Source organism: Brotaphodocola sp., assembly GCF_983179755.1.
Genome location: NZ_CFAHBC010000003.1, coordinates 124,362 through 151,279 on the forward strand (window position 1 = coordinate 124,362; position 26,918 = coordinate 151,279).

General features: G+C 46.3%; 20 protein-coding genes. 1 reads left to right on the top strand and 19 read right to left on the bottom strand.

Annotated features, from left to right (window positions below):
- Positions 1-81: 81 nt before the first annotated feature.
- The 14 genes from cobT to AC4EVX_RS02610 all read right to left on the bottom strand — a co-directional run bounded on the left by cobT (position 82) and on the right by AC4EVX_RS02610 (position 17,394).
- Positions 82-1,155, bottom strand: coding sequence for a nicotinate-nucleotide--dimethylbenzimidazole phosphoribosyltransferase (gene cobT / locus AC4EVX_RS02545; RefSeq protein WP_490159495.1), 1,074 nt, complete (start codon positions 1,153-1,155; stop codon positions 82-84).
- A 155-nt stretch (positions 1,156-1,310) separates the two neighbouring features.
- Positions 1,311-2,039, bottom strand: a complete 729-nt coding sequence (cobJ, locus tag AC4EVX_RS02550; protein ID WP_308450725.1) for a precorrin-3B C(17)-methyltransferase — start codon at positions 2,037-2,039, stop codon at positions 1,311-1,313.
- A 90-nt stretch (positions 2,040-2,129) separates the two neighbouring features.
- Entirely contained in the window at positions 2,130-3,764 is a 1,635-nt protein-coding gene (gene cobI, locus AC4EVX_RS02555) for a precorrin-2 C(20)-methyltransferase (protein WP_490159496.1), read from the bottom strand.
- 239 nt (positions 3,765-4,003) lie between these two features.
- The gene (locus AC4EVX_RS02560; RefSeq protein WP_490159497.1) at positions 4,004-5,014 is read right to left on the bottom strand and encodes an isocitrate/isopropylmalate dehydrogenase family protein; all 1,011 of its coding nucleotides are present in this window, start codon (positions 5,012-5,014) and stop codon (positions 4,004-4,006) included.
- Positions 5,015-5,897: 883 nt separating this feature from the next.
- On the bottom strand, positions 5,898-7,031 hold the full coding sequence (gene csm5 / locus AC4EVX_RS02565) for a type III-A CRISPR-associated RAMP protein Csm5 (protein WP_177977343.1): 1,134 nt from the start codon (positions 7,029-7,031) through the stop codon (positions 5,898-5,900).
- Positions 7,032-7,040: 9 nt separating this feature from the next.
- The gene (csm4, locus tag AC4EVX_RS02570) at positions 7,041-7,979 is read right to left on the bottom strand and encodes a type III-A CRISPR-associated RAMP protein Csm4 (protein ID WP_490159498.1); all 939 of its coding nucleotides are present in this window, start codon (positions 7,977-7,979) and stop codon (positions 7,041-7,043) included.
- A gap of 10 nt (positions 7,980-7,989) precedes the next feature.
- Positions 7,990-8,655: a type III-A CRISPR-associated RAMP protein Csm3 gene (csm3, locus tag AC4EVX_RS02575; RefSeq protein WP_490159499.1), complete on the bottom strand. Its 666-nt coding sequence runs from the start codon at positions 8,653-8,655 to the stop codon at positions 7,990-7,992.
- A 70-nt stretch (positions 8,656-8,725) separates the two neighbouring features.
- Entirely contained in the window at positions 8,726-9,127 is a 402-nt protein-coding gene (gene csm2 / locus AC4EVX_RS02580; protein ID WP_490159500.1) for a type III-A CRISPR-associated protein Csm2, read from the bottom strand.
- Positions 9,124-11,403 carry a type III-A CRISPR-associated protein Cas10/Csm1 gene (gene cas10 / locus AC4EVX_RS02585; RefSeq protein ID WP_490159501.1) on the bottom strand — a complete coding sequence of 760 codons (2,280 nt, stop codon included), beginning with the start codon at positions 11,401-11,403 and terminating at the stop codon, positions 9,124-9,126. Before cas10 ends, csm2 begins: the two co-directional genes overlap by 4 nt.
- A 2-nt stretch (positions 11,404-11,405) precedes the next feature.
- Positions 11,406-12,071, bottom strand: coding sequence for a CRISPR-associated endoribonuclease Cas6 (gene cas6 / locus AC4EVX_RS02590; RefSeq protein WP_490159502.1), 666 nt, complete (start codon positions 12,069-12,071; stop codon positions 11,406-11,408).
- 323 nt (positions 12,072-12,394) lie between these two features.
- Positions 12,395-13,306: an AEC family transporter gene (locus tag AC4EVX_RS02595; protein ID WP_490159503.1), complete on the bottom strand. Its 912-nt coding sequence runs from the start codon at positions 13,304-13,306 to the stop codon at positions 12,395-12,397.
- A 253-nt stretch (positions 13,307-13,559) separates the two neighbouring features.
- Positions 13,560-14,114 (bottom strand): biotin transporter BioY, encoded by a 555-nt coding sequence (locus tag AC4EVX_RS02600; RefSeq protein ID WP_177977337.1) that lies wholly within the window; start codon positions 14,112-14,114, stop codon positions 13,560-13,562.
- 238 nt (positions 14,115-14,352) lie between these two features.
- Positions 14,353-16,125 (bottom strand): arginine--tRNA ligase, encoded by a 1,773-nt coding sequence (gene argS / locus AC4EVX_RS02605; protein ID WP_177977336.1) that lies wholly within the window; start codon positions 16,123-16,125, stop codon positions 14,353-14,355.
- A gap of 159 nt (positions 16,126-16,284) precedes the next feature.
- Positions 16,285-17,394, bottom strand: coding sequence for a hypothetical protein (locus AC4EVX_RS02610; RefSeq protein WP_490159504.1), 1,110 nt, complete (start codon positions 17,392-17,394; stop codon positions 16,285-16,287).
- Between the two features lie 287 nt (positions 17,395-17,681).
- On the opposite strand from AC4EVX_RS02610, the gene AC4EVX_RS02615 reads away from it, so the two are divergent.
- A complete protein-coding gene (locus AC4EVX_RS02615) occupies positions 17,682-19,043 on the top strand; it encodes a hypothetical protein (protein ID WP_490159505.1) in 1,362 nt (453 codons plus the stop codon).
- Positions 19,044-19,350: 307 nt separating this feature from the next.
- Here AC4EVX_RS02615 and AC4EVX_RS02620 read toward each other — a convergent pair whose 3' ends face one another.
- The 5 genes from AC4EVX_RS02620 to htpG form a co-directional block, all read right to left on the bottom strand.
- A complete protein-coding gene (locus AC4EVX_RS02620) occupies positions 19,351-20,670 on the bottom strand; it encodes an RtcB family protein (RefSeq protein WP_490159506.1) in 1,320 nt (439 codons plus the stop codon).
- A gap of 29 nt (positions 20,671-20,699) precedes the next feature.
- Positions 20,700-21,767 carry a WYL domain-containing protein gene (locus tag AC4EVX_RS02625; protein WP_490159507.1) on the bottom strand — a complete coding sequence of 356 codons (1,068 nt, stop codon included), beginning with the start codon at positions 21,765-21,767 and terminating at the stop codon, positions 20,700-20,702.
- Positions 21,764-23,284 carry a WYL domain-containing protein gene (locus tag AC4EVX_RS02630; RefSeq protein ID WP_490159508.1) on the bottom strand — a complete coding sequence of 507 codons (1,521 nt, stop codon included), beginning with the start codon at positions 23,282-23,284 and terminating at the stop codon, positions 21,764-21,766. Before AC4EVX_RS02630 ends, AC4EVX_RS02625 begins: the two co-directional genes overlap by 4 nt.
- A gap of 490 nt (positions 23,285-23,774) precedes the next feature.
- Positions 23,775-24,641 (bottom strand): shikimate dehydrogenase, encoded by an 867-nt coding sequence (gene aroE / locus AC4EVX_RS02635; protein WP_177977330.1) that lies wholly within the window; start codon positions 24,639-24,641, stop codon positions 23,775-23,777.
- Between the two features lie 269 nt (positions 24,642-24,910).
- Entirely contained in the window at positions 24,911-26,911 is a 2,001-nt protein-coding gene (htpG, locus tag AC4EVX_RS02640; protein WP_490159509.1) for a molecular chaperone HtpG, read from the bottom strand.
- Positions 26,912-26,918 lie beyond the last annotated feature (7 nt).

Genomic DNA, 26,918 nt, shown 5'->3' on the forward strand with positions numbered 1-26,918 from the left:
AGCCAACGCGCGGGGATACTTAGCATATGACTTTCCTCAGCTTCGCTGACATCTTCCGATCAAACTCACTGTGCCTCTGAGTTACAGTTTTTCATATGCCTTCACATGGATGTCCTCAAACGTGCTGTTTTCCTTGTAGACTTCCCATGCCATGTCGAGAAGCGGGAAGAGCATCACCGCTCCGGTTCCCTCCCCGAGTGCGAGATTTCCATGAATCACCGGCTCTAAATGAAGTCGCTCATAAATCTGCGCGCATGCCGGCTCTTTTCCGAGATGAGACGGAATCAGATAAGAAACCGTCTGCGGACAGATTGCCATCGCAAGAAGACCTGCAACCTCCGAAATGATTCCATCAAGCACAACCGGAATTCGCGAGATTGCTCCGCCAAGCATCAGTCCCGTCATTCCTGCAATGTCAAACCCGCCGAGTGAGGCAAGCACACCGATCGGATCATCCGCGGCCGGATGATGGAGCGCAATTCCGCGCCGAATGGCATCGATCTTTCTTGTGAGTCCCTCGTCTGAAAGACCTGCTCCCTTTCCTGTCACCGCCTCCGGATCTACGCCAAGCAGTACACTCGCAATCGCGCTCGATGTCGTCGTATTTCCGATTCCCATCTCCCCGACTGCGAGAATATCATATCCGGCATCCTTGAGTTCTCCCGCAAGTGCAATTCCATTGTGAATCGCCTCAAGCGCCTGCTCCCTCGTCATTGCCATCTCCCGGCAGAAATTTTTTGTGCCAAAATCCACTTTCATATTGCGGATTCCTGGCTCATGAAGTTCCCCGGCAACTCCAATATCAACCGGAAGCACCTCTGCTCCGACTGTCGACGCCATGCGGTTTACGCTCGCAATTCCTCGTGCAAAATTCTCGGTCACAATCGCCGTCACACTGCTGTCTGTCTGGCTCACGCCCTCTTCCACAACCCCGTTGTCCGCGCAGAACACGACAACTGCCTTGCGGTCGAGAGAGAAATTTTCAGTTCTCTGAATTCCTGCAATCTGCGTCAGAATCGTTTCAAAACGTCCAAGACCATTTAGCGGTTTTGCAATTCCGTCCCAGTGGCAAACAGATGCCTCCTTTGCCTCCTCGCTCAACGGACGCACCTGCCCGCAAAGGCAGTCTAACTGTCTCTGATAATACTCTTCCATCTACTGTTTTTCACCCTTCTGTTTTGTAATTCCTGATTGATCTGATCCGTCAATCCATCTCACACGCTCATCTCACATCTTGTACTCTCGTGTCTTTTGTGCTTTTTATTTTCCAGCCATATATGCTTAAGTTTTTTCTTTCATATCTGTCAGATTTAAATGCGATATCCTCTCGGTGTCACCATTCTTCCGTCAATCTCTTTTGTTTGTGAATTTCCGACAAATACGGTTGTAAACATATCCACCTGACGATCAGCAAGCTCGGAGAGTGTCATCACCTCGGCGTGCTCGCCGTCTCTTCCGATCTGAGAGACGATTCCACAGACTCTCTCCTCCCCTATCTCTTCTTGAATGATCGTGCACGCACGCTTGAGATAATCGGCGCGCTTCTTACTCGACGGATTGTAGAGACAGATCACAAAATCTCCGGCAGCTGCCATTCTCAGGCGCTTTTCAATCTTCTCCCACGGTGTCAGAAGATCGCTGAGACTGATAACTGCAAAATCATGCATCAATGGTGCTCCAAGCACAGCTCCGCCTGCAAGCGCCGCCGTCACACCGGACACGACCTTGACCTTACAATCCGGATACTCCTCTCCGATCTCAAGCATCAGACCGGACATTCCATAGACGCCGGCATCTCCGCTGCACACCATTGCCACTTTCTTGCCCTTCTGTGCCTCCTCAAACGCAAGACGACAGCGCTCTGCCTCCTGACGCATCGGTGTCGTCAGATACGTTTTTTCTGGAAGCATCTTTTTCATCAGTTCTGCATACACCGTATAACCGACAATCACATCGCAGGATTCAAGCACTTCCTGCGCCTCGATCGTCATCTGCTTTTCTTCTCCGGGTCCCATTCCCACAACGTAAATTTCGTTCATTTTTTCTTCCTCGCTTCTCAACGATTTTCCGATTTCCACTAAATTTTACATGCCATCCGTTTTTTGATTTATCTGTCCGATTGCTATTTTTTATTTTTCTTTGACAATTACAAGCGAATAATATCCTGCTCCATCGTGAATCTCATCGACACTCCGGCAAATCTTCTCGCCCGGAAGTCCGCAGTTTTCCACCATCATCGCCTCCATGCCGGACTGCGCAATGATTTCTTTGACGCGATCTAAATTTTTTCCCATTTTCATGATGACTTTCGTTCCCGAAAGTTTCAGCCCTTCCTCGATCTGTCCCGGCTGAGACAGCACATGGAACTGTTCGGAATTCTCCGCAAGTCCCACATTCAGCGTCGCCGCCGTCGCACAAAACGATGGAATTCCATTAATCAGTCTCGCCTCATATCCCGCCTGCTGAACAAGACGATGAATATAGAGGTAAGTCGCATACAGCGTCACATCTCCAAGATTCAGAAAACCGACCTGTTTGCCCTGTGCAAGAAGATCCATCACCTGCTTTGCCGCCGTCTCATGCGCCTGTGCAAGACGCTCCTTGTCGCGTGTCATCGGAAGCTCCACGCCCACGCACGGTTTCTTCTCAACCTCCGGGATTGCGCGCTGTGCAATCTGGTACGCAATGCTACTGCGGTAATCCTCTCCCGGAACCATCAGCACATCGCACTCTTTAATTTTGCGCACCGCCTTGAGCGTCAAAAGCTCCGGGTCGCCCGGTCCGACACCGATTCCCCAGAGAATCCCCGGCACAATCTTTCCCGATTTTGCAGAACCATCTCCTGCCCCCATCTCCATCTGAGTCGCAGAAATCCTCTCCTCCTGCGCACGCATCTCCTCGGCGCGTTTCCATGCACCCTTGGCATGCTCCACATACATTTTGCGAATCTCCGGATACTCTCCGAGACCCTCAAAATTGCACTCCACCTCATAGCCTTCACGCAAAAACTGATTCTTCCACGAATCTTCCTGATCCCCTGCCATGTCAATCATCACATGGTTTCCTGCGACAATCAGAAGCGGGGCAAGCAGTACTCGCTTCGGTTTCTGAGCCTCCACTGCCTGCATCATCGAATCAAGTGTCGGAGATGCCTCGACGGTTCCGATCAGAAGATTTCCTGCACCATCATCCGTCAAATGCTTCTGGAGACGCTCGTAAGAGAAGTTTGCAACATGCTCCGTTCCATGACCCATCAGAACAACTGCTGCTCCCGGAACGCGATACTCTGCAAATTTATTTTCCAGAATTTCCGCCAGCCTCTGATAGTCCTTCTCATCCGTCAGAAGCGGTTCTCCACATGCAAACCACTGAAAACGATCCTGATATCTGCGGATTGTTCCCATCATCCGGTCATACTCAAATCCGCGAATCACATGGGTCATCTGCACGAGAACTTCCTTGTAGCCCTCTGCGAGAAGACGCTCAAATGCCTGCTCCACATCATCCACCCAGATGCCCTCTCGCTCTCTCATGATTCGCATGATCGTCGGACTTGTAAATGCCCTGAAAAAGTCATATTCCGGAAATGCCTGCCTCATCTCCTCCTCGATTGCATCGATCGTCTTCTTTCGCGTTTCCGGATAGCTCGTTCCAAAACTGATCACAAGAAGTGCTCGTTTTTTCTCGTTTGCCTGCGCTCTTTCCGGCACACTCTTCTGTGTATTTACCTGTGCACGTTCCTGCACTTCATTTTTGTTTTCCATCTGTTTCTCCATTTTTCTATCTTATCTTATACTTATCCTTCATTCTGTTATTATTTTTTGTTCCGTCTCAACTCCCCTATCATACCATAAACAGGCGCGAGACACCAATAAAAAAAGGAATGCGATAACTCATAAAAGAGCACAAAAAAATGATATACTCCCTTCTAGGTAGACAAGTAAACTCATAAAACTTGTTTTCTTAAAAGGGAGCATATCATTTCACGCTCTCAGATTTATTTTTAATTCATTTCTCTGATCTTTCGGATAATTGCATCCCGGTACTCTTCGGTCGTCGCTGTTCCGTGAAGATCCGGCGTCAGGCAAGTCCCATCTGCAAGCACCTCATCAACTGCTCTGCGGATCTTTCCGGCACACTCCTTCTGTCCGAGATACTCAAGCATCATGCAAGCAGACCACAGAAGTGCCGTCGGGTTTGCGATGTGCTTTCCCGCAATATCCGGCGCACTGCCGTGAACCGCCTCAAACATCGCATAATCGGTTCCCAAATTGCTCGACGGGAGAAGTCCAAGTCCACCGATCAGACCACTCGCAAGATCAGACAGCAGATCTCCGTATAGATTCGGTGTCACAATCACATCAAACTGGTTCGGATTCATTACCATCTGCATACATGTATTGTCGATGATCTTATCATTGTGCTCAATCTCCGGATACTCTTTCGCAATCTGCTCGAAAATATCCAGGAACAAACCATCCGACAATTTCAGGATATTCGCCTTGTGGACACAGGTCACCTTCTTTCGCCCATGATTCTTCGCATACTCAAAAGCGTCACGAATAATTCTTGTGCTCGCTTTTCGGGTGATGATCTTCTTTGCGTGAACGGTATCTTCATCGATCTTCTCCTCCACACCGACATAGAGATCCTCGGTGTTCTCCCGGAAAATCACCATATCCACATCTGAAAATGGAGTCTTCACCGCAATGTTTGATTTTGCGGGGCGAATATTCGCATACAGGTCATACTTATTCCGCAGTGTCACATTCAGAGAACGAAAACCGTGACCGATCGGAGTTGTGATCGGGGATTTGAGCAGAACACGATTCCGCTCAAACGACGCATAAGCCTCATCCGGAATCAAAGCGCCATTTCGCTTCCACTCTGCTTCCCCGACGTTGTAAATCTCATAATCCAGTCCTGCGCCCGCTGATTCCAAAATCTCCAAAACGCAATCTGTGATCTCCGGTCCAATTCCGTCTCCCTTAAACACTGTGATCATTTTCTTCATAAGTGTGACCTCCTGCCCTTTCCTTTATCCTGTATGCTTTTTGTTTTTTTGCTATATGAAATTTTTTCCAATCTTAGCACACCAGATAATTAAAGTCAATATATTGTGGCGATCACAATGTATTGCTTTTGATTTAGAACAAGATTATTTATATTTGTATTTGTCAAAACGATCTCTGAACATTATCACATCACAGCTAACCGTGTCACTGCTTCCATCCATATATTCAACGATAGCTTTCGTAACTTTTATATAATCTATAAACGATCTAAAAAGGCAATAAGTTTTCGTCCCCTATCGGGGTCTCTTTAATTTCAATAAAAAAGTTTTATTGATTCATATGATGCAAGCAAGGTTTTCGTCCCCTATCGGGGTCTCTTTAATTTCAATATGGAAAACATGACGGGAAAAGAGATTGTTAATCTCGTTTTCGTCCCCTATCGGGGTCTCTTTAATTTCAATACTCCGCTTATGTTCGTAAGATTGACGAGGGTAAAATTTTCGTCCCCTATCGGGGTCTCTTTAATTTCAATATTCTGTAATGTCACTGTTAGTGAGTCCAAAGTCTCATTTTCGTCCCCTATCGGGGTCTTTTTAATTTCAATTGCTATCATTCCGGCTTTTGAGTCTCCGGCACTCTATTTTCGTCCCCTATCGGGGTCTTTTTAATTTCAATGCATCCTTTTTGAACGTGCCCCGTATAACGGGAATTTTCGTCCCCTATCGGGGTCTCTTTAATTTCAATCCTCTCCCTCGAATCCCTTATGGATTCTGGGCTTTGAGTACGGTTTACGGCGCAAATACAATTTCTTGTATTTTTGCCGTTCTCCGCAACATCAAATTCACCGCAAATCCTTATTTTAAGCCTTACGGCGCAAAATGCTTATTTTACTACTTCAATTTGTCCGAGTCCCATATCATATAACTTTCCATGGTATCGGGTACACTTACAAATATGAGGAGATACACCCAGTCGAGTATCCTGATTATGTTTATGAATCTGATAATTCTTCGCTAAGGTATTTCTAAAAATCTTATCGGTTATCATCAGACCATCTTCCTCGAATAAAGAGTATATCACAGTTTTAGATAAAAATCCACACCCGCTTCCAAGCCATACACAGTTTTCTCTCTGCTCTCCTCTTCTAAACTTTGAATAAAAATGCTTCTGGCAAATCTCCTGAAAGTAATTAAGTGCCTTAAAAATATCCTCAATCGAATACGGACACTCACTGCTGTCCAGAGAAATGTCAAAATAAATATCCGTTCCCGGAATCAGCGCTTCTCTGAAAATCGGCAGAACTTTCTCTTCTCGCTTCATCGTATAATCTACTTTTTGTGCAAGCATCATAGAATCTTTATTTAAAGGTTCACTGTCACTTACAATTAAACCTGACAGATTACAGTTGACCGCATCCCGATCCGCTGTTCCCTCTCTCTTGAGTGTGTGAAACGCAATTGTTTCTAATTTTTGAGTCTCTGCACCCAGGAACTTATCTCGCCGTACCATTCCTGCTCCTGTTGTCCGAACAGTGTTGTAAATTTCCTGACGAATCTGTCCATATCTGCGCTCATTCGTTCCACATTCCCAGGCAAGCAGTGCCGTGCGAATCATCCCTTTTAAAGTGCTTCCCGGAACATACGGCATTCCATAAGCATCCTTTATAAAAGCAAGAATCTCTCGCGGTGATCCGCTCTTTCCCTGAGCTTCAAACATCGCATCTCTTGCGTCTAATTCATAACGACTCCATTTTTTATAATCGTTCTCTGAAAATCCCTGCTCCTTCAGCCATTTTCCAAGATCTCTGGCATTCTTGTCCAGCATATAGCGCAGATAACTCTCTCCCAACCCTTTTCGGCAAAGATCTGCATACATTTTCTCAATATCTGGCACAAGTGCTCTCTTTTTTGCTGGAAGATAAATATACTCTTTTTTTCCAATCTTTTCACCAGATCCCACTGCCACCGGACTAAGTGTATGGATTTTTAATCTGTAATGTTTCAAAAAATTATTCATTTAATTTTTCTATACCTCCAGAAATAATGCCTTCGCATATCGATAAACTGGATGTTTTCCTCCCTGAGATACGTCAAAGACTCCGCCCTCAAACGTATTCTTGAAGCAGGAACCCGCTGAAAAAACATACAGATCCCGTTTTTTCCGGAATTCTTCTGCATAAGTTTCCGATGCCACAAATCCTGAACGCTTTTCCATCTGATATACAGCATTTTGCAAAGTATGATCAAGCTCCTGATCCTCCGGCAGTGCGACAGAAAGAAGCATATGCGAATTTCCTGACTTTTTCTGCAACAGCTCCATGAGTTTTTCTGTCTTTTTTCCGAAGCAAAACTCAAACTTTCCAAGTCCTTCCGACCGCTTTCCACCGATTCCGGTATAGGACAATGCTTCCAGAAGTTCCTCCATCAACATTTTCTCTTTTGAAGATTCCGCCGCTGTGATGATGTATAATCCACAATGATCAGAGAAGCGATACGTTCCCACATGATATGGCAGTGTATCTGCCTTTTCTCCGGCTTCCTCATAGAGACGCACCGATGCCAGAACACGCTGGTACGAAACACCAAAATCCTCCATCGGATTGTTTTCCAGATTCAAATTTCCAGAAAGATATTCCTCCAATTTTTCCACAGGCAAAAACTGCATTTTTCTAACCGTTCTCTTTTCTGAGTATGTCTGCGATCCATCTCCCTCGACATACAACAACGGCTTTGGGATCAGATAAGTGTCATCAACAAACGGAAATGCATCCGAAAACAGTAATCTTCCCTGCTCGACTGCACTCAAAAGTTCATTTTCTCTCCCCAGTCGCATTGCCTCCATATAGAGTGCAGAGAACAAGGTGTCTGCATGAAACGTCATTGCACTGTCATTGAGCAGTCCTGTCCCAAGATGGACATCCGTTAAAAACTTGAATTTATAGACTGAATATTCCACTTCAATCATTCCTCCACCTTTATACTTCGTCCAAAATTGCCTGACAGAGATCCATAATCTCCCCCGGCACATCGCCCACTACCACATCTGCCTGAAGATCATGGAAACGCACCTTTCCATATCCGCGGGAACCATTTCCGCCAAGATAATCATATTCCAAAAGCTGAAATCCCTCTTTCAGGATCTCAAAATCTCTCTCCATCTCTTTCTCCGCATTGTCCCCATATGCCTCGTAGATAATATCGAGCGGGAACTCTGCTCCTCTAATGACTCTCTCAATCTGTCTCGGGTTTGCAACAGCCGTCGTTCTCTTGATGCTGTTCTCAAACTTGACTTCTGTCTTGCTGGTAACACCCTGTTTCTTCAGTTCCTCCCAGTTGCTTAGAATCATATCGGAAAAAAGTACCTTGCTTGTCTTGATTTTGCCCTTTGAACATCCGAAAAGATTCGTCAGACATTCTGTATCATCATCCGGTGTCGGCGCAAGCGTTGTATTGTAACGCTTTGCAAGCAGAGATCTCATCTTTCCTTTCAAACTGCTTCCCGGAATCATCGGATGACCACTCTTGACATCCTTGATCACCGGAGCGTCCACAGCACCAATTGCAGAAAATGCACTTGAACCACCGATATGCATTCCTGTCACTACCTCAATCGTTCCTGTAATCTGTACCTTCGCAAACATTTTTCTCCTCCTTAGCAGTTCCCTGATTATTCTTCTCGTTCTTTTCTGATTGCCTTAATCTCTTAATCGCTTAATCTCTTCCACCATTGTAACGATGAAATGCTACCAGTGCCTCCATATATCGGCTGAAATACAGAAATTTTTCTTTGCTTCCCGATATATGATCAAGATAGAAACGCAACTTTGCCTTCTCTGCAAAATCCTTCACATCTGGATTTCGTCCTTCCTCATAGACAATCCGCACTTTCAGATAATTGATTCTTCCAATGATCTCCGGTGTCAGTTTATCGCCCTTAATCTCCATCACATCACCGTAAATATCCGAAGACATCGCCAAAATATTGCGAATCTGAGAGGTACTGAGCTTGATGTTTCCTCTTCGATCCCGCTCCAGACTCTCAATCACCTGTTCCGCCAGATCCACATAGTTTTCTTCATTCAAGGCAACAAAATCTGATTTTTCCTGTCTCATTTTTCCTCTTCCTCTCTGTTAAAATAAACATAAATATAGATTGCTGTGACGAGTTCCCGCCGATTCTCTCCCTCGATCCAACCATACATCTTATTTGCAAACTCCTTGTACGCTTCTCTCTGCTCCGGCAAAGCATCTTCTCCTGGCTCCATCCTCGACAACAGATACACATATCTTGCACGATTGATCGTCTCTGTTCCTCTGAGCAATTCTAATAACTTATAGAGGAACGCCTTTCCATATCCATCTGTCTGCCTGAAAAACTGCTGAATCGCGCTGTACTTCTCATTTATAACACGTTCCATGTACACCTTCCACGAATATACGCCAGATTTCTCAAACAGGGTAATTCCATCCTTTTCCTTCAACTGTTTTGCAGTCTTCTCAAGCTCTTCGACTTCCCTCGCCATAATGTTGATCGGATATCCTGCGTGGTAGATTCCAACTCCGGCGGATATTGTGAGAGTCCTCTGGGTGAATTTCGCAAATGCCACTCGAATATCCTTGTAGCCATTCAAAACATCGTTCCAGGCTCCTGCGAGGAAAATATCGTCTCCACCAGAGTACACAATCATTACGTCACGCTTCTTGTCTCTCAGAATCTTGTTTATGTAAAACTTAAAGAACAGGGATAACTGTCTGGACAAGGTTGCCGTACGCGAAATCGTTATATAACGTCCTGCAACATCCTTTCTATAAAAACCATTGATCAATGTCTGTCCGAGATTGTCCACATCCGCACGAAGGATTCCAATTCGCTTGATTCCCTTCGCCTTCTGCGCCAGCTCCTCAAAAGAATCTTCCGTCGTGTAATCTCCGACCCACAATTTTGTTGCAACATGCTTACCTGTAAAAATCTTATTCTTGGAATATGCCCGCACATACTGCTCAGACTCCATCAGTTCAGTCAAACCATCCTGTGAACATCCCGACAAATATCTCTCACCCGGAAGGGGAAGACTATCCTCAAACTCCGATTTTGTGACAACAAAAAAATCCTGATGAATCACGTCGGAGGAAATCTTCTCCAACCGGTCACAGATCTTACACTTTCCTGCGGAATTTACTTTTCCGGTTCGTCTGCAAATGATACATTCTCTCTCACCATCACGCTTTCTGCTGTTCAGATAGCGAATCTGCCCTGCATCATAGCGATGTGTCTTCTTTGAGGCGATCGTCCTGGAAATCGTGCGATAGAGTCCGGAATAGCTCCCCTCCGGAACATTTTGCAAGTTGTTTAAACTACACGGCACATAGGCACTTGCGACATACAAATCCGTGTCAAACGTCTGTAAAAACCACTGATTTACCTTTTGTTCCTGCTCCTCTATGATCATTCGCGTCTCACAGGTGTTCGGGAGAATCATATAGCAGTGACCACCGCCCGTATAAATCAGATTTGCTCTCGAGAGTGACAATGCCGTCAAAAGCTCATCCGCCATGTGTTCCATCAGAATTTCCAGATAGAAGCTCCTTGCTCGAAGTCCTTTCAATGCCCCGGAACTGTTGATCGTATAAATGAATTTCTGAATTCCCGATATATCCATCGAATACAGGAGAAACATATTTTCATTTTCACACGCTTTTGCTTTCGCGTACAATTTTTTCTTATAGCTGGGTTCTTTCTGTTTCTCCAAGTACTGCTGAATACACTGGGCAACTCCTGCGGTTATTTTCACATGGTCAAAAAGCGAAATGTCTTCAACTTCTTTTACCGCTGTGGAAGATGGAACGTAAGATAAGTTTGCTTCAAGCACTGCCAAAAGAGAATTCAGATACTCTTCTGTAAATGCAATTCCTCTCAGATTTTCTGTGATGTTTGCCAGAACTTTTTTATAAAATTCTTTCGTCATCTTGATCTGCTGTTGCTGAGGATAATTGATCGTTCCCTCATCATCTAAAATCTGCTCTGCATAATGGTAAACAGACTGATTTCCATTCAAAAGATTAAAGACACTGCTCAGTGGAACATTTCGATCAAACATTCCACCCTCCGGCAATTCCTCTTTCTCTCTGCGGTCTGTCGCAGATGCAACGTTATCTGCATAATACGTCAGATACGCCAGCGATTTTTCTGAGATTTTCGCCTGATTTAGTTCCTTTGCGTGATGGTAACGAACACAGTTTAAAATCTCTTCATCTTCGATTCCAATCACATCTCTCAGATATTCATAGCCACTCTGACTGTGAGTTTTCATATTACCTGTGCGGAAAATCACTTTTCCAATATCATGAAGCAGGCTTCCAATCACAAGTTTTATCTGCTTTTCCTGCATGTTTACTTTATCCTCCCCTCTTTTACAAGCTCATACGCTCCCATTCCAAGCCCTGTCTTGATTCCGATTCCCGAATACGTTCCAAACTCAAACAGCATATTCGCGAAATTTGCCATCGTCTGTGTTCCTGTCAACCGAAGCGTCAGGCTTCCGAGAAATGCCGGAACTCGTATTCCCTCCATATCAAACCGAACACTCCTCAAATCATATTTTACAAGTCTGGTATCCTGACAAAGCTGATCCAGAGTGTCCGCATCCATCATGACATTCTCTTCCACAGATGCATCATACTTGTTCATCAGGCTCTGGTAGATACAGCGAATGTCCGGATAAAAAATATATTGCCCCTGCTGTTTAAATGCTGTCGGTGTCAGAAATTGTAAGGATACAAACTTGTCTGCATCTTCTTTATAAAATTGTTGCATCATCTCAGAAAGTGTTTTTTTCTGAAATTCCTTTTCCTTTATCTGAACTGTGATTTCATTTCTCTTCAAATAAAAATCAGATAAATTTTCCAGAGTCTGATGCAAAATAATGTCTTCTGCTTCCTGATTCAATGTATTTACAATCCAATACCATTCTTTATTTTTTACTTTCAGATACTGAGAAAAGGGATGAAGGCGCGATTGATGAAGAATCTCCGCATACTCTTCCGGAATTAATTCCATCAATACTCCGTGAAAAAGGGATGACATTCTGTGATTCAGAGTCCCTGAACTTTCTAATTTCATGATTAATTGTGCTGGCATTTTCTGTCCTTTTCATTTAAATTTCTGTACTTGTTTTTCTTTTTATTATAAAACAACCTCATTGCTTTTACAATGGCAATTCCTGTTTTCTTTCTCAATGAGTATATCAAATTTCATATTTAAAATGGTCGCCCTCAAGGTGACATTTTCCCTATAAAAAGCCGCCCGATCATCTGTGGGGCATCTCTTCCCTCCAAATGACCGGACGGTCTGAAAGTTGTTATTGACAGATTCTGTATTTATCACAGCATCACCACAAGTGCGATTGTAATCAACACAATGCTGATCAGAATCGAGAGGGAGTTGACCGCACTCGACAGTCCGAAATCTCCTTTGAGTTCTGCGGTAAACGCCGGAGCGATGCTTGCGATCGGTGCAAGGAAGGTAATCACAAGCGCCTGACGGTACTCAAGCGGAAATGGCAGGGAAAAGTAGGATGCCAGAGCGAAAAGAATTCCCACGAAATAGCGAGTCGAGAGAATTTTCACAATATCTCCGATCTGCTCCCGATCCCCGCTCAGATGAAATCCGACACCGATCATCAGCATTGCCATAAAGACATTCGCATTTCCGATGATTCCCGCATACTCGATAATCGGCTGAGGCAGGGACATATGGCAGAATGCCAGAATCGTCATGAACACATAGGTTAAGAGCGGAATGCTCTTGGACAGTCTCCGGATAATCGAGCGGATGTCAAATTTTCCATTTCCGGACTTTACCATATCTGCGACACTGCACGATCCGCCCATACAGATGAAGCTGTTTCCGCAGTCAAACAGGCTAACTGCCATGACTCCGACCGGTCCGAGAAATCCCTGTGCAAACGGCATCGCAAAGTTTCCAATGTTGCATCCGGAAATATTCAGGATCGCAAACGACTGATGCTCGCGTCCCCGCTTTCGGTAAAGGACTGCGCCGACTCCGATCATGAACACACCGAATAGAAAACCCATCACCATCAGAAGCAACATCGAGGTCTCCATCTCTCTTCCCGAGAAGTTTGTGATAATCGCCGCTGTCAGGGTAATCTTGACCACGATCTTACTCAAGACATGGAAATCATCCTCCGCAAAAAAACCGATGTTTCGCAGAACATATCCAAGAAGAATGATTCCCACAAAACAGCCTGCATGAACCAGTATCTCTCCCATAACCTTTTTCTCCCTCTTCCTTTTCTCTTCACTCTTTCTCTTTTTTCTTTGTACTTCTTTCTTTATTATTGCTTTCAAGTTGACGCAAGCATCGACTTGGCGCATCACATATAACATACCATTTTTTACAGCAAAAAATCCCGCAAGCGGGATTTTCTGTTTTTAATCTGTATACTCTCTATACTTTTGTCTTTCATGCATACACTTTGCGGTCCCCATCCACAAGAGCGAATGACATTCTCTCTGAGTCATCTTATGAATACATCATCATCTGCGAGATCGCCGGCTTGAGTCGTCCTGCTACAACCACCGCAAGTACGCAGAGAATATAGTCCGGTGCCATCGTGCCTACACAGTACACGACAAAGATTTCTTTCCAGCCGATCGGATTGGCAAGCAGGAAGTTCGCGATCATGTAAAAATAGATCAGACCCATTCCATAATATACCACAAATCCTGCTGTCGCCGGAATCATCATTGGAAGTGCGCGCATCGTGTGCATTCTCTCATTCAGGAATCCCATCACCCACGCAGCAAACGCAAAGCCCAAAAGAAATCCGAATGTCGGCTTCAACAGATATGCCGGACCACCGCCGGACGCAAACACCGGAATTCCGATCAGACCAACGATCAGATATGTCGCCACACTCATGAATGCCTGATTGGACGAGAGCAGAAGTCCCGCAAGCAAGACAAAAAACCACTGCATTGTGAAATGCATGTCCGTCAACGGCATCGGAATCGTAATCTTGATAAATGCACCTGCCGCAATCAGTGCTGCAAACAATCCACAAACCGCAAGGCTCATGGACGCCCCCCTCTTTTGTTTAATCAACTCAGTATCTCCTTCCCTGTTCTGTATTTAACAATCTCATTATAACAGGTTTTTCTCTCTTATTCCATTACAATCACTATTTTTCTGTCACTATTTTGCCATAAAGAAAAGCACCTCCCTAGGAAGGTGCTTTTCTTGTATGTCTCACTTTATTTTTCTCAAATCGGCCACGTCGATCTGAGAATTTTTTTATAAGTAAATGGGCGCTCAATTACATGCGCTCCGGAGCCTCGAAACCGAGAACGTGGATACAGGTCGTCAGAACGTCCTTCGTCAGCGTGATCAGCTGAATCCAGCTTGCCTGACGAGCCTTGTCTTCCTCCGCAAGGATTCGATTGTCATGGTAGAAGCTGTTGAATGCATTGGACAGCTCGTAGATATACTGGCAGATCTTATGCGGTGCGGTCTCTGCAAATGCATTCTCCATCACATCATTGAAGCGTGCAAGGCGAAGCATCAGATCCTTCTCTGCATTTCCCACTGCCGGAAGAATCTTTGCGTCTGCCGGTGCAGTCTCTGCCTGAGTTTCCTGATACTTGTTCAGAATCGACTTGATACGAACGATCGTGTACAGGATGTACGGACCGGTATTTCCTTCGAAGGAGATAAAGCGGTCAAGGTCGAAGACATAATCCTTGGATGCCTGGTTTGTCAGATCGCCGTACTTCAGCGCAGCAAGTCCAACGGTCTTTGCAGTCTCCTTTGCCTCCTCCTCAGATACGGTGCGGTTCTCCATGATACGATCATAAACAGCAGAATCAATGTCAGCGATCAGACGCTCGAGACGCATGACTCCGCCCTCTCTCGTCTTAAACGGCTTGCCGTCCTTTCCGTTCATCGTACCGAATCCGATATGAATCATCTCGGTCTCCGGCTTCACATAGCCTGCCTTTCTCGCAACACGGAAGACCTGAACGAAATGAAGCTCCTGACGCTTATCGGTGATGTAGATGTATTTAACCGGCTGGAAGTCCTTCTCACGCTCGATGATTGTTCCGAGATCAGAGGTCGCATACAATGCAGCACCGTCAGACTTGCGGACGATACACGGCGGAAGCTCCTTGCTGTCGGTCGGCTCTGCAATGTCGACAACGAGAGCACCATCACTCTCATGTGCAAGTCCCTTGTCCTGAAGATCCTGAATCAGCCACGGAATATATTTCTGAGCGTCGCTCTCGCCCTTCCAGAGCTCGAAGTGAACATCCAGATTGCCGTAGTTCTTCTTCAGATCTGCGAGGGAAACGGACATGATGTGCTTCCAGATTGCGGTAAACGGTGCATAGCCATTCTGCAATTTGAAGGTTGCAGTCTGCGCGCGCTCCTTGAATGCCGGGTCCTCTTTTGCCTTTCCGCTTGCGGTCGGATAGATATCCTCAAGCTCGCTGATCGTAAACGGAGCCTCTGCCGGATACTCTCCGGTGTAGGACTCATCAAAGTATACGAGATCCGGCTTGCGATCGCGCAGTTCCTCAATAATCAGTCCCATCTGAAGACCCCAGTCTCCGAGATGAACATCACCGATCATATTGTAACCGAGGAATTTACCCATGCGCTTCACAGCCTCACCGATAACTGCGGAACGCAGATGACCGACATGAAGCGGTTTTGCTACATTTGCACCACCGTAATCGACGATGATCGTCTCACCGTGTCCGGTCTCCTCAAGACCCAGTTTTTCTTCCTTCTGCATACCGCCAAGGTAATCTGCAAGGTACTGCGGATTTAAACGGATGTTGATGAATCCCGGCATCACTGCAGTAATTTCGGAAAACATCTCGTCTCCGGTCAGATTCTCCACTACTGCCGTTGCAATGTCAATCGGTTTTTTCTTGTATGCTTTTGCTGCTGCCATTGCACCGTTGCACTGGTACTCACACAGGTCCGGGCGGTTTGACAGCACGATTCTTGCGTAAGAGGCTTCGTAGCCACAGGTCTCAAACGCTGTGCGCATCTTTTCTTCGATCAGATTCAGAATCTTCTTCACGTTCTCAAACTCTCCTTTTTTCTTCAATGTTCTTCAGATTTCTTCAGACTGATTTCTTATTATAATGGATTTCACGGGAAAATACAACCCGCTTCTCTCAGGTTTGTCCTGACAGACAACCCTCTCGTTACTGTTCACGCTTTGCGCAAACAGCACTTTTTATACATGAAGGATTTTGCGGATCAGAGAAAAGATGACTCCCGCAGTGCTCACAAGCATCAGCTGACGACGCTCCTCCTGCACGGCTATCACAATCGCACTGACCGCCTTTGCCATTCCGTGCCACATCTCGCCATCCTCCGGCACTAACCCGGACAGGCGGGTCACAACACAAACTGCACCCAGGCACAGAAGAAACGGCAGAAATCCCCGTCCCGTGTCGTAAGTCTTCATGCGCACCTCTCCGCCTGCTCCCTTTCGGCTCATAATCCAGAGCGTCCAGATCATCCCGAAGAAGACCACAGCTCCGGCTGACGCGAGATAGAGCGCAAGCGCATAGTTTCGCTCATCGAGAATCGTCATAATTCCTCCGAGTCCCTCCCGGTGTTGCCAGAATGAAAATACACTCATCACCGTCAAAAGTGCCATCAGAACTGCTGATGCGAGCTGGAGCAGGCGGGAAAATCCCACAACCGCAAGAACGGATGGCTTTATTTTTTCCTTCGCTCTCTCCTGGTGGCTCTGTGCTTTTTCCTGAAATTTATCTTGGCGACTCTGTTCTTTTTCCTGACGTTTCCGCTCCCGCTCTAAATCTTCGTGCTCCTGCTGGCGCGCCCTCAAATCCTCAAGCTCTGACTGCATCGCCCGAATTCGCTTATCTTTCTTTTCCTTTTGTTTTTCTCTTTGTCTCTCTTTTTGCTTTTTTTCCTTTCGCTCACTGCGATCTGCATCTGCATTGCGCCAAGACCGCTTTTGTGTCGTTGTCGCCTTTTTTCGCGAACGCCCGCGCCCGCTCTGTGCCTCTTTCATCTCCTCCTCTCCATTTTCCCGACTTTCGTTTTTCCGTTTTTCTTCGTTTCCCCGGTTTTCTCTATCTTCTCTATTTTCTCTATGTTCCTGATTCTCCAAAATCGGATCTAAAATCCCATTCTTTGCACGTTCCTGCTCTTCTCGGATCTTTTCCTCAAGCTCTCTCCTGTAATCCTCTTCCGGGATCTCAGCGCTATACTTATCATAATCTTTGATCGAATACTCGGACAAATTTCGCCCACTCCGACACCAGACACATATTTTTCCAGATGATTTTCGTCCACATCTCGGACAAACCATAATGATCGGCTCCTTTTTCTAAGTTCTTCGTTCAAGAACGGTTCAAGAACGAATTTGGTTCAATATATCGCGCATTTCATCAAATGTCAAGAAACGTTCACCTGAAAAAACACTCACGAAATTATTTTTGTTTTCTCCCTATAAATCTTTCAGATTTCCTATGGAAGTTGTCTCAATTATATAGTACAATCTAAAGGTCTGTTTTTAAAGACCCTGATTTTTTTAATTTGAAACTTTAAGAGGTACGGTTCTCACACTGTGCTGACCTTGCCTTTTTAAGAAAGGACATGATGAAACCACTCCATACCTTTTTTTCTGCTCTTCTCCTCTCGATTTCCGTCCTCACCCCCGCTTACGGGGCGGATACCGATGCAACCGCTGTTCCGACCTCACCGGTCATCACGAGCAGTCGCGGAATTCTGAAACCGAAAGACATCCTGAGCACATCCACTTCCATTCCGGAGACTGTCTACCGACCGGGAATCTACCAGGTCGGAACAGATCTTCCTGCCGGAGAATACATGATCTTCACGCTGACAAACGGAATCAAAGGTTCCTACTCAATTCTGTCTGACTTGAGTGACGAGGCTCAGGTGCTTGATCACGCCTCATTTCCGTACAACTCAATCGTGACGCTGAGCGAGGGGCAAGTGCTCAAGCTCACGCGGTGCAGTGCCTCCCCGATCGCTGAGGTTCCGCAGATCGATCATTTTTACGGAAATATGTACAAGATTGGTTACCACATTCCGGCGGGCACTTACCGGCTCAAGCGTGCGAAAAATGCACAGGCAGGTGTTGCATTCACACTCGCATGGCCGAGCAACACCTACGATTGCGTGATCGATTACATGGAAGTGAAAGACAATGCGGTGATTACGGTTCACGAGGGAGAATATCTCCAGCTTGAGGACTGCCTGCTCGCTTCGACCGCCTCTGCGGAAGACATCAAGCGCTACCGCATTCCAACCGCCTCAGAGACCGCAATTGCCGAGGAGGAAGCGCTGAAACGCCAGCAGACCTCTCCGATCCTTGTATCGGGTGATCTCGTTGCCGGACTTTCGACCTCAACCTCCAAACCGGAGACGATCTATCCTGCCGACACCTACCTCGTCGGTTCCGACCTCCCTGTCGGAGAGTACGTTCTGCTCTCCACCGGAGAAGAACCTGGTGTCTATATGATTTCTGACAAGGCAGATCCAGACAAACATGAGGATCTGATCGACTATGGCGGAATCCAGACAGACGCGATTGTAGCGGTCAAGGAGGGAGAATATCTGACTTTTGAAAATGCCACTGCCTCCCCGATTGAGGAGGTTCCGAATCTCGACTATCGCAGTGCAACCGAATTCAAAGTCGGTGTTCACATTCCGGCAGGCACCTGGTATTTCGTGACGGATGACCCGGACAACACCGGAATCGTTTTCGTGATGTCCGCGACGCGACGTCAATACAAAGATATGATTTCCATGAAATACATTGACACAACCCCAGTCCCGATCACGCTGGAGAAGGGACAGTACCTGCTGATGATGAACTGCCGGTTCACCGCCCAGACCTCATCGGCCAGCGGACCAGGAGCTGACCTCGCGAGCGGAGTCAACTCCGCAATCCAGACACTCCTCGACGCGATCAAACAGTTCGGAGCCTAAACCTCAAAACACCACTGGAACGCAGAAATAACATCTGTCGAAAAATCATTGAATTTCTGCACTCCTGCGACATCGTTCGACTGCTGATTAATGATGCTCTCAAAGATGTCCGTGTCCAGTAACCTTTCCGCGGTCTCAATGAACGATCGCTATCAGAGATAACGAGCACAAAAAATCCGGATGAAAACACCAGATTTCTGGCACTTTCAACCGGATTTTCTGTCTCATTCTTTCTTTTCTGATTTTTCTTTTTAATTCGTTTTTCTTATTCATTTTTCTTATTTATTTTTCTTATCGATCTCTTTTTTTACGCTTTTCTTTCACTCTCCTGCTCTGCACTCTTAGTCTGCTCCTGTTTTTTCTCCTCCCCGTCCATTTTTTCTTTATCATCTTTTTTTGTCTTCTTTGCCCATGGCTCCTCATCCGATGCCTTGAAATTGTAGACCGGCTTCAACACCTCGATCACATTGACAGACTCTCCAATCACATCGATGATATCACAAAGTGACTTATATGCCATCGGCGCCTCGTCGATCGTCGCCTCGTTGACCGAAGTCGTGTAGATTCCTCTCATTGACTCCCGGTATGCCTCAATATCCAGAGACTCCTTAGCCTTTTTTCTCGACATCACGCGCCCTGCTCCGTGCGGTGCAGAGTCATTCCACTCTGGATTTCCTTTCCCGATTGCAAGAATCGACCCATCCCTCATATTGATCGGAATCAGCACCTTCTCGCCCTTATGTGCGCCAATTGCTCCCTTTCGCAAAATCCGCTCCTGCACATCAATGTAATTATGAATCGTGTGAAAACTCTCCTCACCCGTCATTCCCGTCCGCTCGAGAATGATTTCCGCCATCTTCTCACGATTCCGGCGCGCAAACTGCTGACAGATCTCTATATCTTGAAGATAATCGTCGAGAAATGTCCCATAGAGCCAACAGATATCCTCCGGCACAAGCAGGGCGTGCACCTGATAATCTCGCTTGAGTTTTCCGAGTGCAGACTGAATCTCCGACCGTCTCCCCGCTTCCTTGTAAGTGCGGATGATCTCCTCCCTCTCTTTGAAGTACTCCTCTTTTCCCATATGAAGATCAATCGCAAGTTGCTGGTAGTACTCCGCCACCTGCTTTCCAAGATTTCGGCTTCCGGAATGAATCACGAGATAGTTCGTTCCATCCTTTGCGCGGTCGATCTCGACAAAATGATTTCCACCACCCAGGGTTCCAAGCGAACGCTCAAGCCGCCTTGAATCTCTGAGTGCACGGTAACAGTAAAGTTCTGTGAGCGGAAATCTCTCGATTCTCCCCTCCCAGACATTCATTCCAGACGGAATAAAATGACAGGCTTCATCAATCTTCTCGAAATCAATCTCCGTTTTCTTCAGGCGCACCGTGTACATTCCACATCCAATGTCGACTCCGACGATATTCGGGCAAACCTTGTCGGTGACCGTCATCGTCGTCCCGATCGTACATCCCTTCCCGGCATGGACATCCGGCATGATTCTCACCCGGCTTCCGCGCGTCAGCTCATAATCACACATCCGACGGATCTGTTCAATCGCCTCATCCTCAATCTCCTTCGCATAACAGATCGCCGTATTGACTTTTCCTTTAATTTCAAGCATGTTCCGCTCCTTTTCTACTTTGATTTCATTCAAACGTTCTTCTCTGTCAAATTTTTCAGGAAACAATGTTTCTGCCGGATCAAACGCTTACGAATCAGATCGACAAAAACTTCTGGCGCAGTGACCCGGATCATCGGTCCAAACGAGAGCACCCGAATCACAAGTTCCGTCTCATCGTCCTTGTCATATCTCACTCTGATGCGATAGCGGTTTCTTTCTATCCTCTCTGCCTCTTTCTCAAAGTGAGCAAAGTGGAGAAGCGCCCGCTCAAGCGCATTTCTCTGATCGATAAGCTCAAACTCGACCATCCGACTCCCAGAACCTTTTCGTTCCGTTGTCTCTTTCCAGCCCTCACCACTCAGCTTCTTCTTCCCGTCTTCTTTTGAATTCTTCGGATTTTTTCCTCCATCTTCCTTCCACATTCCATCCTCTTCGCAGACCTTACAGCTGATGATTCTTGCGAGGTTGATCATTCCGCCGTAACGGCTTCCCGTGCCGACCAGACGAAACTTATCATCTTTTTCAGAGTACTCGAGGTATTCCGGAACCACAGTCTCCGTCCGAATTCGCCCTTTCCGATTCATGCTGTCGACGACGATCGAACTGTGTGTTCTGCACGCTGAGAGCACTGTACGGAAATTTCTCTGATAAACCGGGTTCTCATAGGGATCACCGTCCTCATACCGGTCAAACACCCGGATATCCTCCGGCGAAAACAGCGGTTCCACCTCTGATAAATCAAGCACTTCGATCGACTCACCAGCATCCGCGATTTTAATAAAATCAGGAATTGCATCGCAACCCGCATCCATAAAAAGTTGAATTCTCGGGTCCATCAAAATCGCCTTGAGCCAACGCTTTTCAAGCAGAGTGAGTGGGCAAGTTGGCTTCTTTCGGATCGGAGTCGTGCCATCCTTTCGGATCAACTGCCACCTCTCCTCCCGCAGAGCACTCTCAATATTCCATTCACTCTCCCCAAACGCATGCCCTGTGATGATTTCTTTTAGTTCATTCGGCGCAAGCGGATGATCGACTGCCGTTCTCAGCACACGGGCGACTGTCTGATAATAGCTTCCATAAATTTCATGAAACATCATCGCCCCTCACCTTCTCTCTCCAAATATTCCCCTATCTTGGGGCACACACAATTTCCTTCTCTCCGCTCCGTATCCATCATCTCTGTCTGATCACGCCAATAATCTCGTGTTTCCTTATCCCCTTCCTCAAGCCCATAAAGACGGTACATCTCCTCGATATCCCGCTTAAACTGCGCCTCGAGACGCGGATCGGAAAAATGGATCTGCGTGATCCGGCAGAGAAATGTCCGAATCCACGGAATCAGCTCGCTCGCGTCATAGACATCCGCTGAAAAATGACTCGTGTGCTCATCGAGTTTTCTCACCGTTCCACATCGCTTTTCCCTCTCAAGTCTCCGGTGAATGTGTTGCTCGCCCTCACCGTAACAGACCGTAAACTCCACATGCTCCAAGCGCTGACCGGATCTTCCCTGTGTGCTGACGCCCCACATGTGAGGTTGCATCGCGCGAAGTCGTTCACGCAGTTCCTCAAAGCGAGGATTTCTGTCATTGATTTTAACCGACACAATCGAGTCAATCCGCACCGAAGCGATCCTCTTGAGCCTCGGCATATATGCCATCAGGTACTGGCGACCACTCTGAACGCTGATCATGATCTGAAGCGGAACAACGTGATTTTCCGCAATCCTATCCCGATTCCGATTAATCGTCTCAAGCGTAATATTCTTTTTTTCCCGCATCGCAAGAAACAATTCGCCGAGGATCTCGCTGTCCATCGCAGATGTGATATAGTGATGTTTGAACACGAAATGTTCGACATGGCTATCGTTGCCCCTGTTCCCGTTTTTCTCCGACTCCCCGTCCCTTTCCCCGCATTCCTTTCGCTCCCTTATGTTCGCACTCGAACTGCACTCCCGATTTTCCTCAGCGCGATCAATCAGATAAGAACCGATGACACCACACGGCGCTACCTCCGAGAAGAAATCTAGCAAATCCAGATACTCCTGAGTTCCTTTCACAAAATCCCCTGACGGACTTTCCACCGATAAGCTTTCTGTCAAACATTTCTCCATCACACAACTCTGTGCCAAACGATAATAGACCAATTTACCTTTCTTTCGGGAACTGACAATCCCCTCTTTTTCGTAATCCTTGAGCTTTTTACGAAGCGTCGATTCATCAAAAAGGCGTGGAGTCTCAAATTCCGCAAGATACGCATCAACTTTCGTAGTGATCTGTGCAAGCGACAACTCCTCCTCTGCACACGCAAGAATATCCATCAGAATAAAATGCAGGGTAATCTCTCCATCCGTAAAGCTCTTCATCTTCCATGCGCGGTAAAACGGATTGTGGCGGGACTGACGACTGTCGATTGAGAGAAAAACATTTTTTCCATCCGCAGTCTGGCGAAATCCCATATAATCTCCGAGCCATGCCTCAATGCGCCTACGCTCATCGTCATAGGAGCGCGCACTCTTTCTCGTATACTCTTCCCTGCTCTTAAATCCATATATGTAAAACTCCCGCATATAATCGCGAGTCCGGTTGAATTTCTTAATCAGCTCATTATATGCCATCCTTCCACCTCAGCCCTCTATCGCTTCATCTGTACTCTTTCCTGTTACCAAAATGATAGCATCGCACACCTGCTTTGTCATGGAAAAAAAGATGCGAAGATATGGTTTCTCTATCAAAAACGCAACCTCTCAGACTTAACGACACAAAAAACAGCGATCTTTTTCTTTTAATGCAGTAACTTATCGGATTCACAAAATATATGAAATAAAAAATAAATGATATAAAGACATCCAGAACTTAAAACCAGATTAAAAACTTCAAATAAGCTTCCCGGAGAACGAGTTTGCGTGACTTTGTTCGCCAGGGAAGCCCCTTTTTTCTCTTATTATTTTCAAATTTCTTATCCCGTTTATAACCCAGAGTGAATGCACAGTAATTTTGATGGGAAGGTGTCAGCAGAGCTGACCAAAATCACGCGACAAGTCTCCGTGAGCATCGACTTGAATTCTAACTCTTCTAGCATTTCCTGCGTCATGCGCCTCACGCTTTTCAGCGAAAATATTTCTCCTCTACCTCATGCGCCGGCATCTCTTTTCCAGTATACAATTTGAACGCCTCTGCGCCCTGCCACAAGAGCATACCAATTCCCGGCACGATCTTGCATCCAGCTTTCTCGGCATCCTCAAGCAATTTCGTCTTCCGCGGATTGTATACAACATCCGATACAACAAGACCCGGATGGAACATTGCCGGATCATCAATCAAGGTCTGATCCTCATGCGGTTTCATTCCGACACTCGTCGCATTCGTGAAAATATCACTGTCCGCAATCTCTCTCGCAAACACCTCCCGATCCGCAATATCATACAGATTAACCTTGCACTCCTCAACCGCACTGCGAATCTTCTCAACTGTGTGCTCCGCATTTGCAAAAGAAGCCGATGATTTTCTTGCAAAAATCGTGAGTTCTCTGAGTCCCTCCAGCGCAGATGTAATCTCGATCGAGGTTGCCGCACCGCCAGAACCCGCGATCGTCATCTTCTTTCCGTGAATATCGACTCCCGCTTCCTTGAGACTTCTGACCCAACCGCGTCCGTCCGTGTTGTAACCGATCAGTTTTCCATCCTCATTTACAACCGTATTAACTGCGCCGATCAGCTCTGCGTCTTTTGAGAGTTCATCACAGCATGCCAGAGCCTTCGTCTTGCACGGCATCGTGATATTGAATCCTCTGACATTCAGAAGACGAAGCGCATCAATCGCCTTCTTTGTCTCATCCTCCTTGACATCAAATGCGAGATACGCGTAATCCAATCCGCATTTTTCAAAGCTGTAATTGTACATTGCCGGAGATCCGGAATGTCCCACAGGACTTCCAATCAGGCAAAGCATCCGAGTGTGTCCGTTGATTTCCATGTATCACTCCTCCTTCATCTTTTTCCATCTTTTTTCACGCTACAAAACATCTGAAATCCAGTTCAGCCCTGCACACATATTTGCGCACAGGGCTGTCCTTTTAATCGATCCCGAGATCCTTTGATTTGATTAATAACTTAAATTACTATCTTAATAATCTAATCCTTAATAATCTAATTTTATAATCTCGTTTTCGCTTTATTTTATTGTAGCTTATCCTGCATTGCCCTGCAAACACTTTATTCCACTTATTCCACTTTATTTGCAGGTTATTTTGCAAGCATCATCATAATCTCATTACTTCGGCTGATGAAGTTCGTCATACGCTCCGGAGACAGAGTTCCGTGGCTTAAAAGTGCCAGATCATAGAGCTGTTCGCAGATCTTTGAGGTATTCTCCTCATCGCCGTGCTCCATCACATACTGAACCAGCTTGTTGTTCGCATTGAGCACAAGCGTCTCACCGGCACCGCCGAACATCGACGGGTCCATTCCGTACATGTTGTACATCTTCATCATATCCTGCATACGACGGCTCTCCTCAGATACCGTCAGCATCGAGGCAATCCCCTCATTTTTGAGCTTCTCAACTTTGATCTCAAGCTTGTCATTTCCAAGTGCCTTCTTAAAGACAGCGGTCAGAGTCTCCGCATTCTTCTTGAATACCTCATCATCTTCCTTCACTTCTTCCTTGAAGGTATCATTCAGATCTGCATCGATACGAAGGAACTTGAGTCCCTCATTCTTCTGCTCAAGATGTCCGATAAACGGAGAATCAATGCTGTGCGGAAGAATCACTGCGTCCAGACCAGCCTCCTTGAACATGTTGATGTACTGACTCTGCTCCTTCTCGTCGGTTACATAGAAGACCTTGTTCTCATGCTTCTCCTTATTCTCCTCAAGGCAATCCTTCAGGGTCAGGTACTTGCCATCAAGATTCTTGAACAGGATGTAATCGTTCATCTTCTCGGCAAACTTCTCATCCTTCAGGCAACCGAACTTGATGAACGGAGCGATGTCATCCCAGTATTTCTCATAATTCTCACGGTCCGTCTTACACATACCGGTCAGCTTGTCAGCAACCTTCTTCGTGATGTAATCCGAAATCTTCTTGACGAATCCATCGTTCTGAAGTGCACTTCTCGATACGTTCAACGGCAGATCCGGGCAATCAATGACGCCCTTCAACAGCATCAAAAACTCCGGAATAACTTCCTTGATGTTATCTGCGATAAATACCTGGTTGTTGTACAGTTTGATCGTTCCCTCAATGGAATCGTACTCCGTGTTGATCTTCGGGAAGTACAGGATTCCCTTTAAATTGAACGGGTAATCCATGTTCAGATGAATCCAGAACAGCGGTTCCTTGTAATCGTGGAAGACCCTGCGGTAGAAGTCACGGTAGTCGTCATCCTTACACTCATTCGGATGCTTGTTCCACAGCGGATTCGTGTCGTTGACCGGAACCGGACGTCTCAGAATCTTGTAGCGCTCCTTTGCCGGCTCTACCTCAACTGTCTCCTTCTCGCCGTTCTCATTTTCCTTCTCCTCGGTCTTTGCCGGCTCGAGTACCGTCTCAATCACGGTATCCTTGTCCGTCAGCTGGTCCTTGTCGATCGTGTCGTACTCCGGCTCTGCCTTCTCATTCTTTAAATAAATCGGAACCGGCATGAACGAACAATACTTCTCCAGCACCTCTCTTGCGCGATACTCGTTGGAGAACTCATAGCTATCCTCGTTTAAATACAGCGTGATCGAAGTTCCCTGCTCTGCTTTGTCGCCATCCTTCATCTCAAACGTCAGACCGCCCTCAGACTCCCAGTGTACCGGGGTGCTTCCCTCCTTGTAGGAGCGGGTATCGATCGTCACCTTGTCAGCTACCATGAATGCGGAGTAGAATCCCAGTCCGAAATGACCGATGATCTGATCCTCATTTGCCTTGTCCTTATACTTCTGGAGGAAATCCTGTGCGCCGGAAAATGCGATCTGGTTGATATACTCCTCAACCTCATCAGCAGTCATACCAAGACCATTATCGGTCACGGTGATCGTCTTGTCATCCGGGTTCACACTGACCTGAACCTTGTACTCAAGATCCTCCGGCTTCGTGTACTCTCCCATCAGCTCCAGTTTTTTCAGTTTTGTAATTGCATCGCAGCCGTTGGAAACCAGCTCACGATAGAAAATATCATGGTCGGAATACAGCCATTTCTTGATAATCGGGAATATGTTCTCACTGTTAATAGATAAATTGCCACTCTTACTGCTCATCAATCTC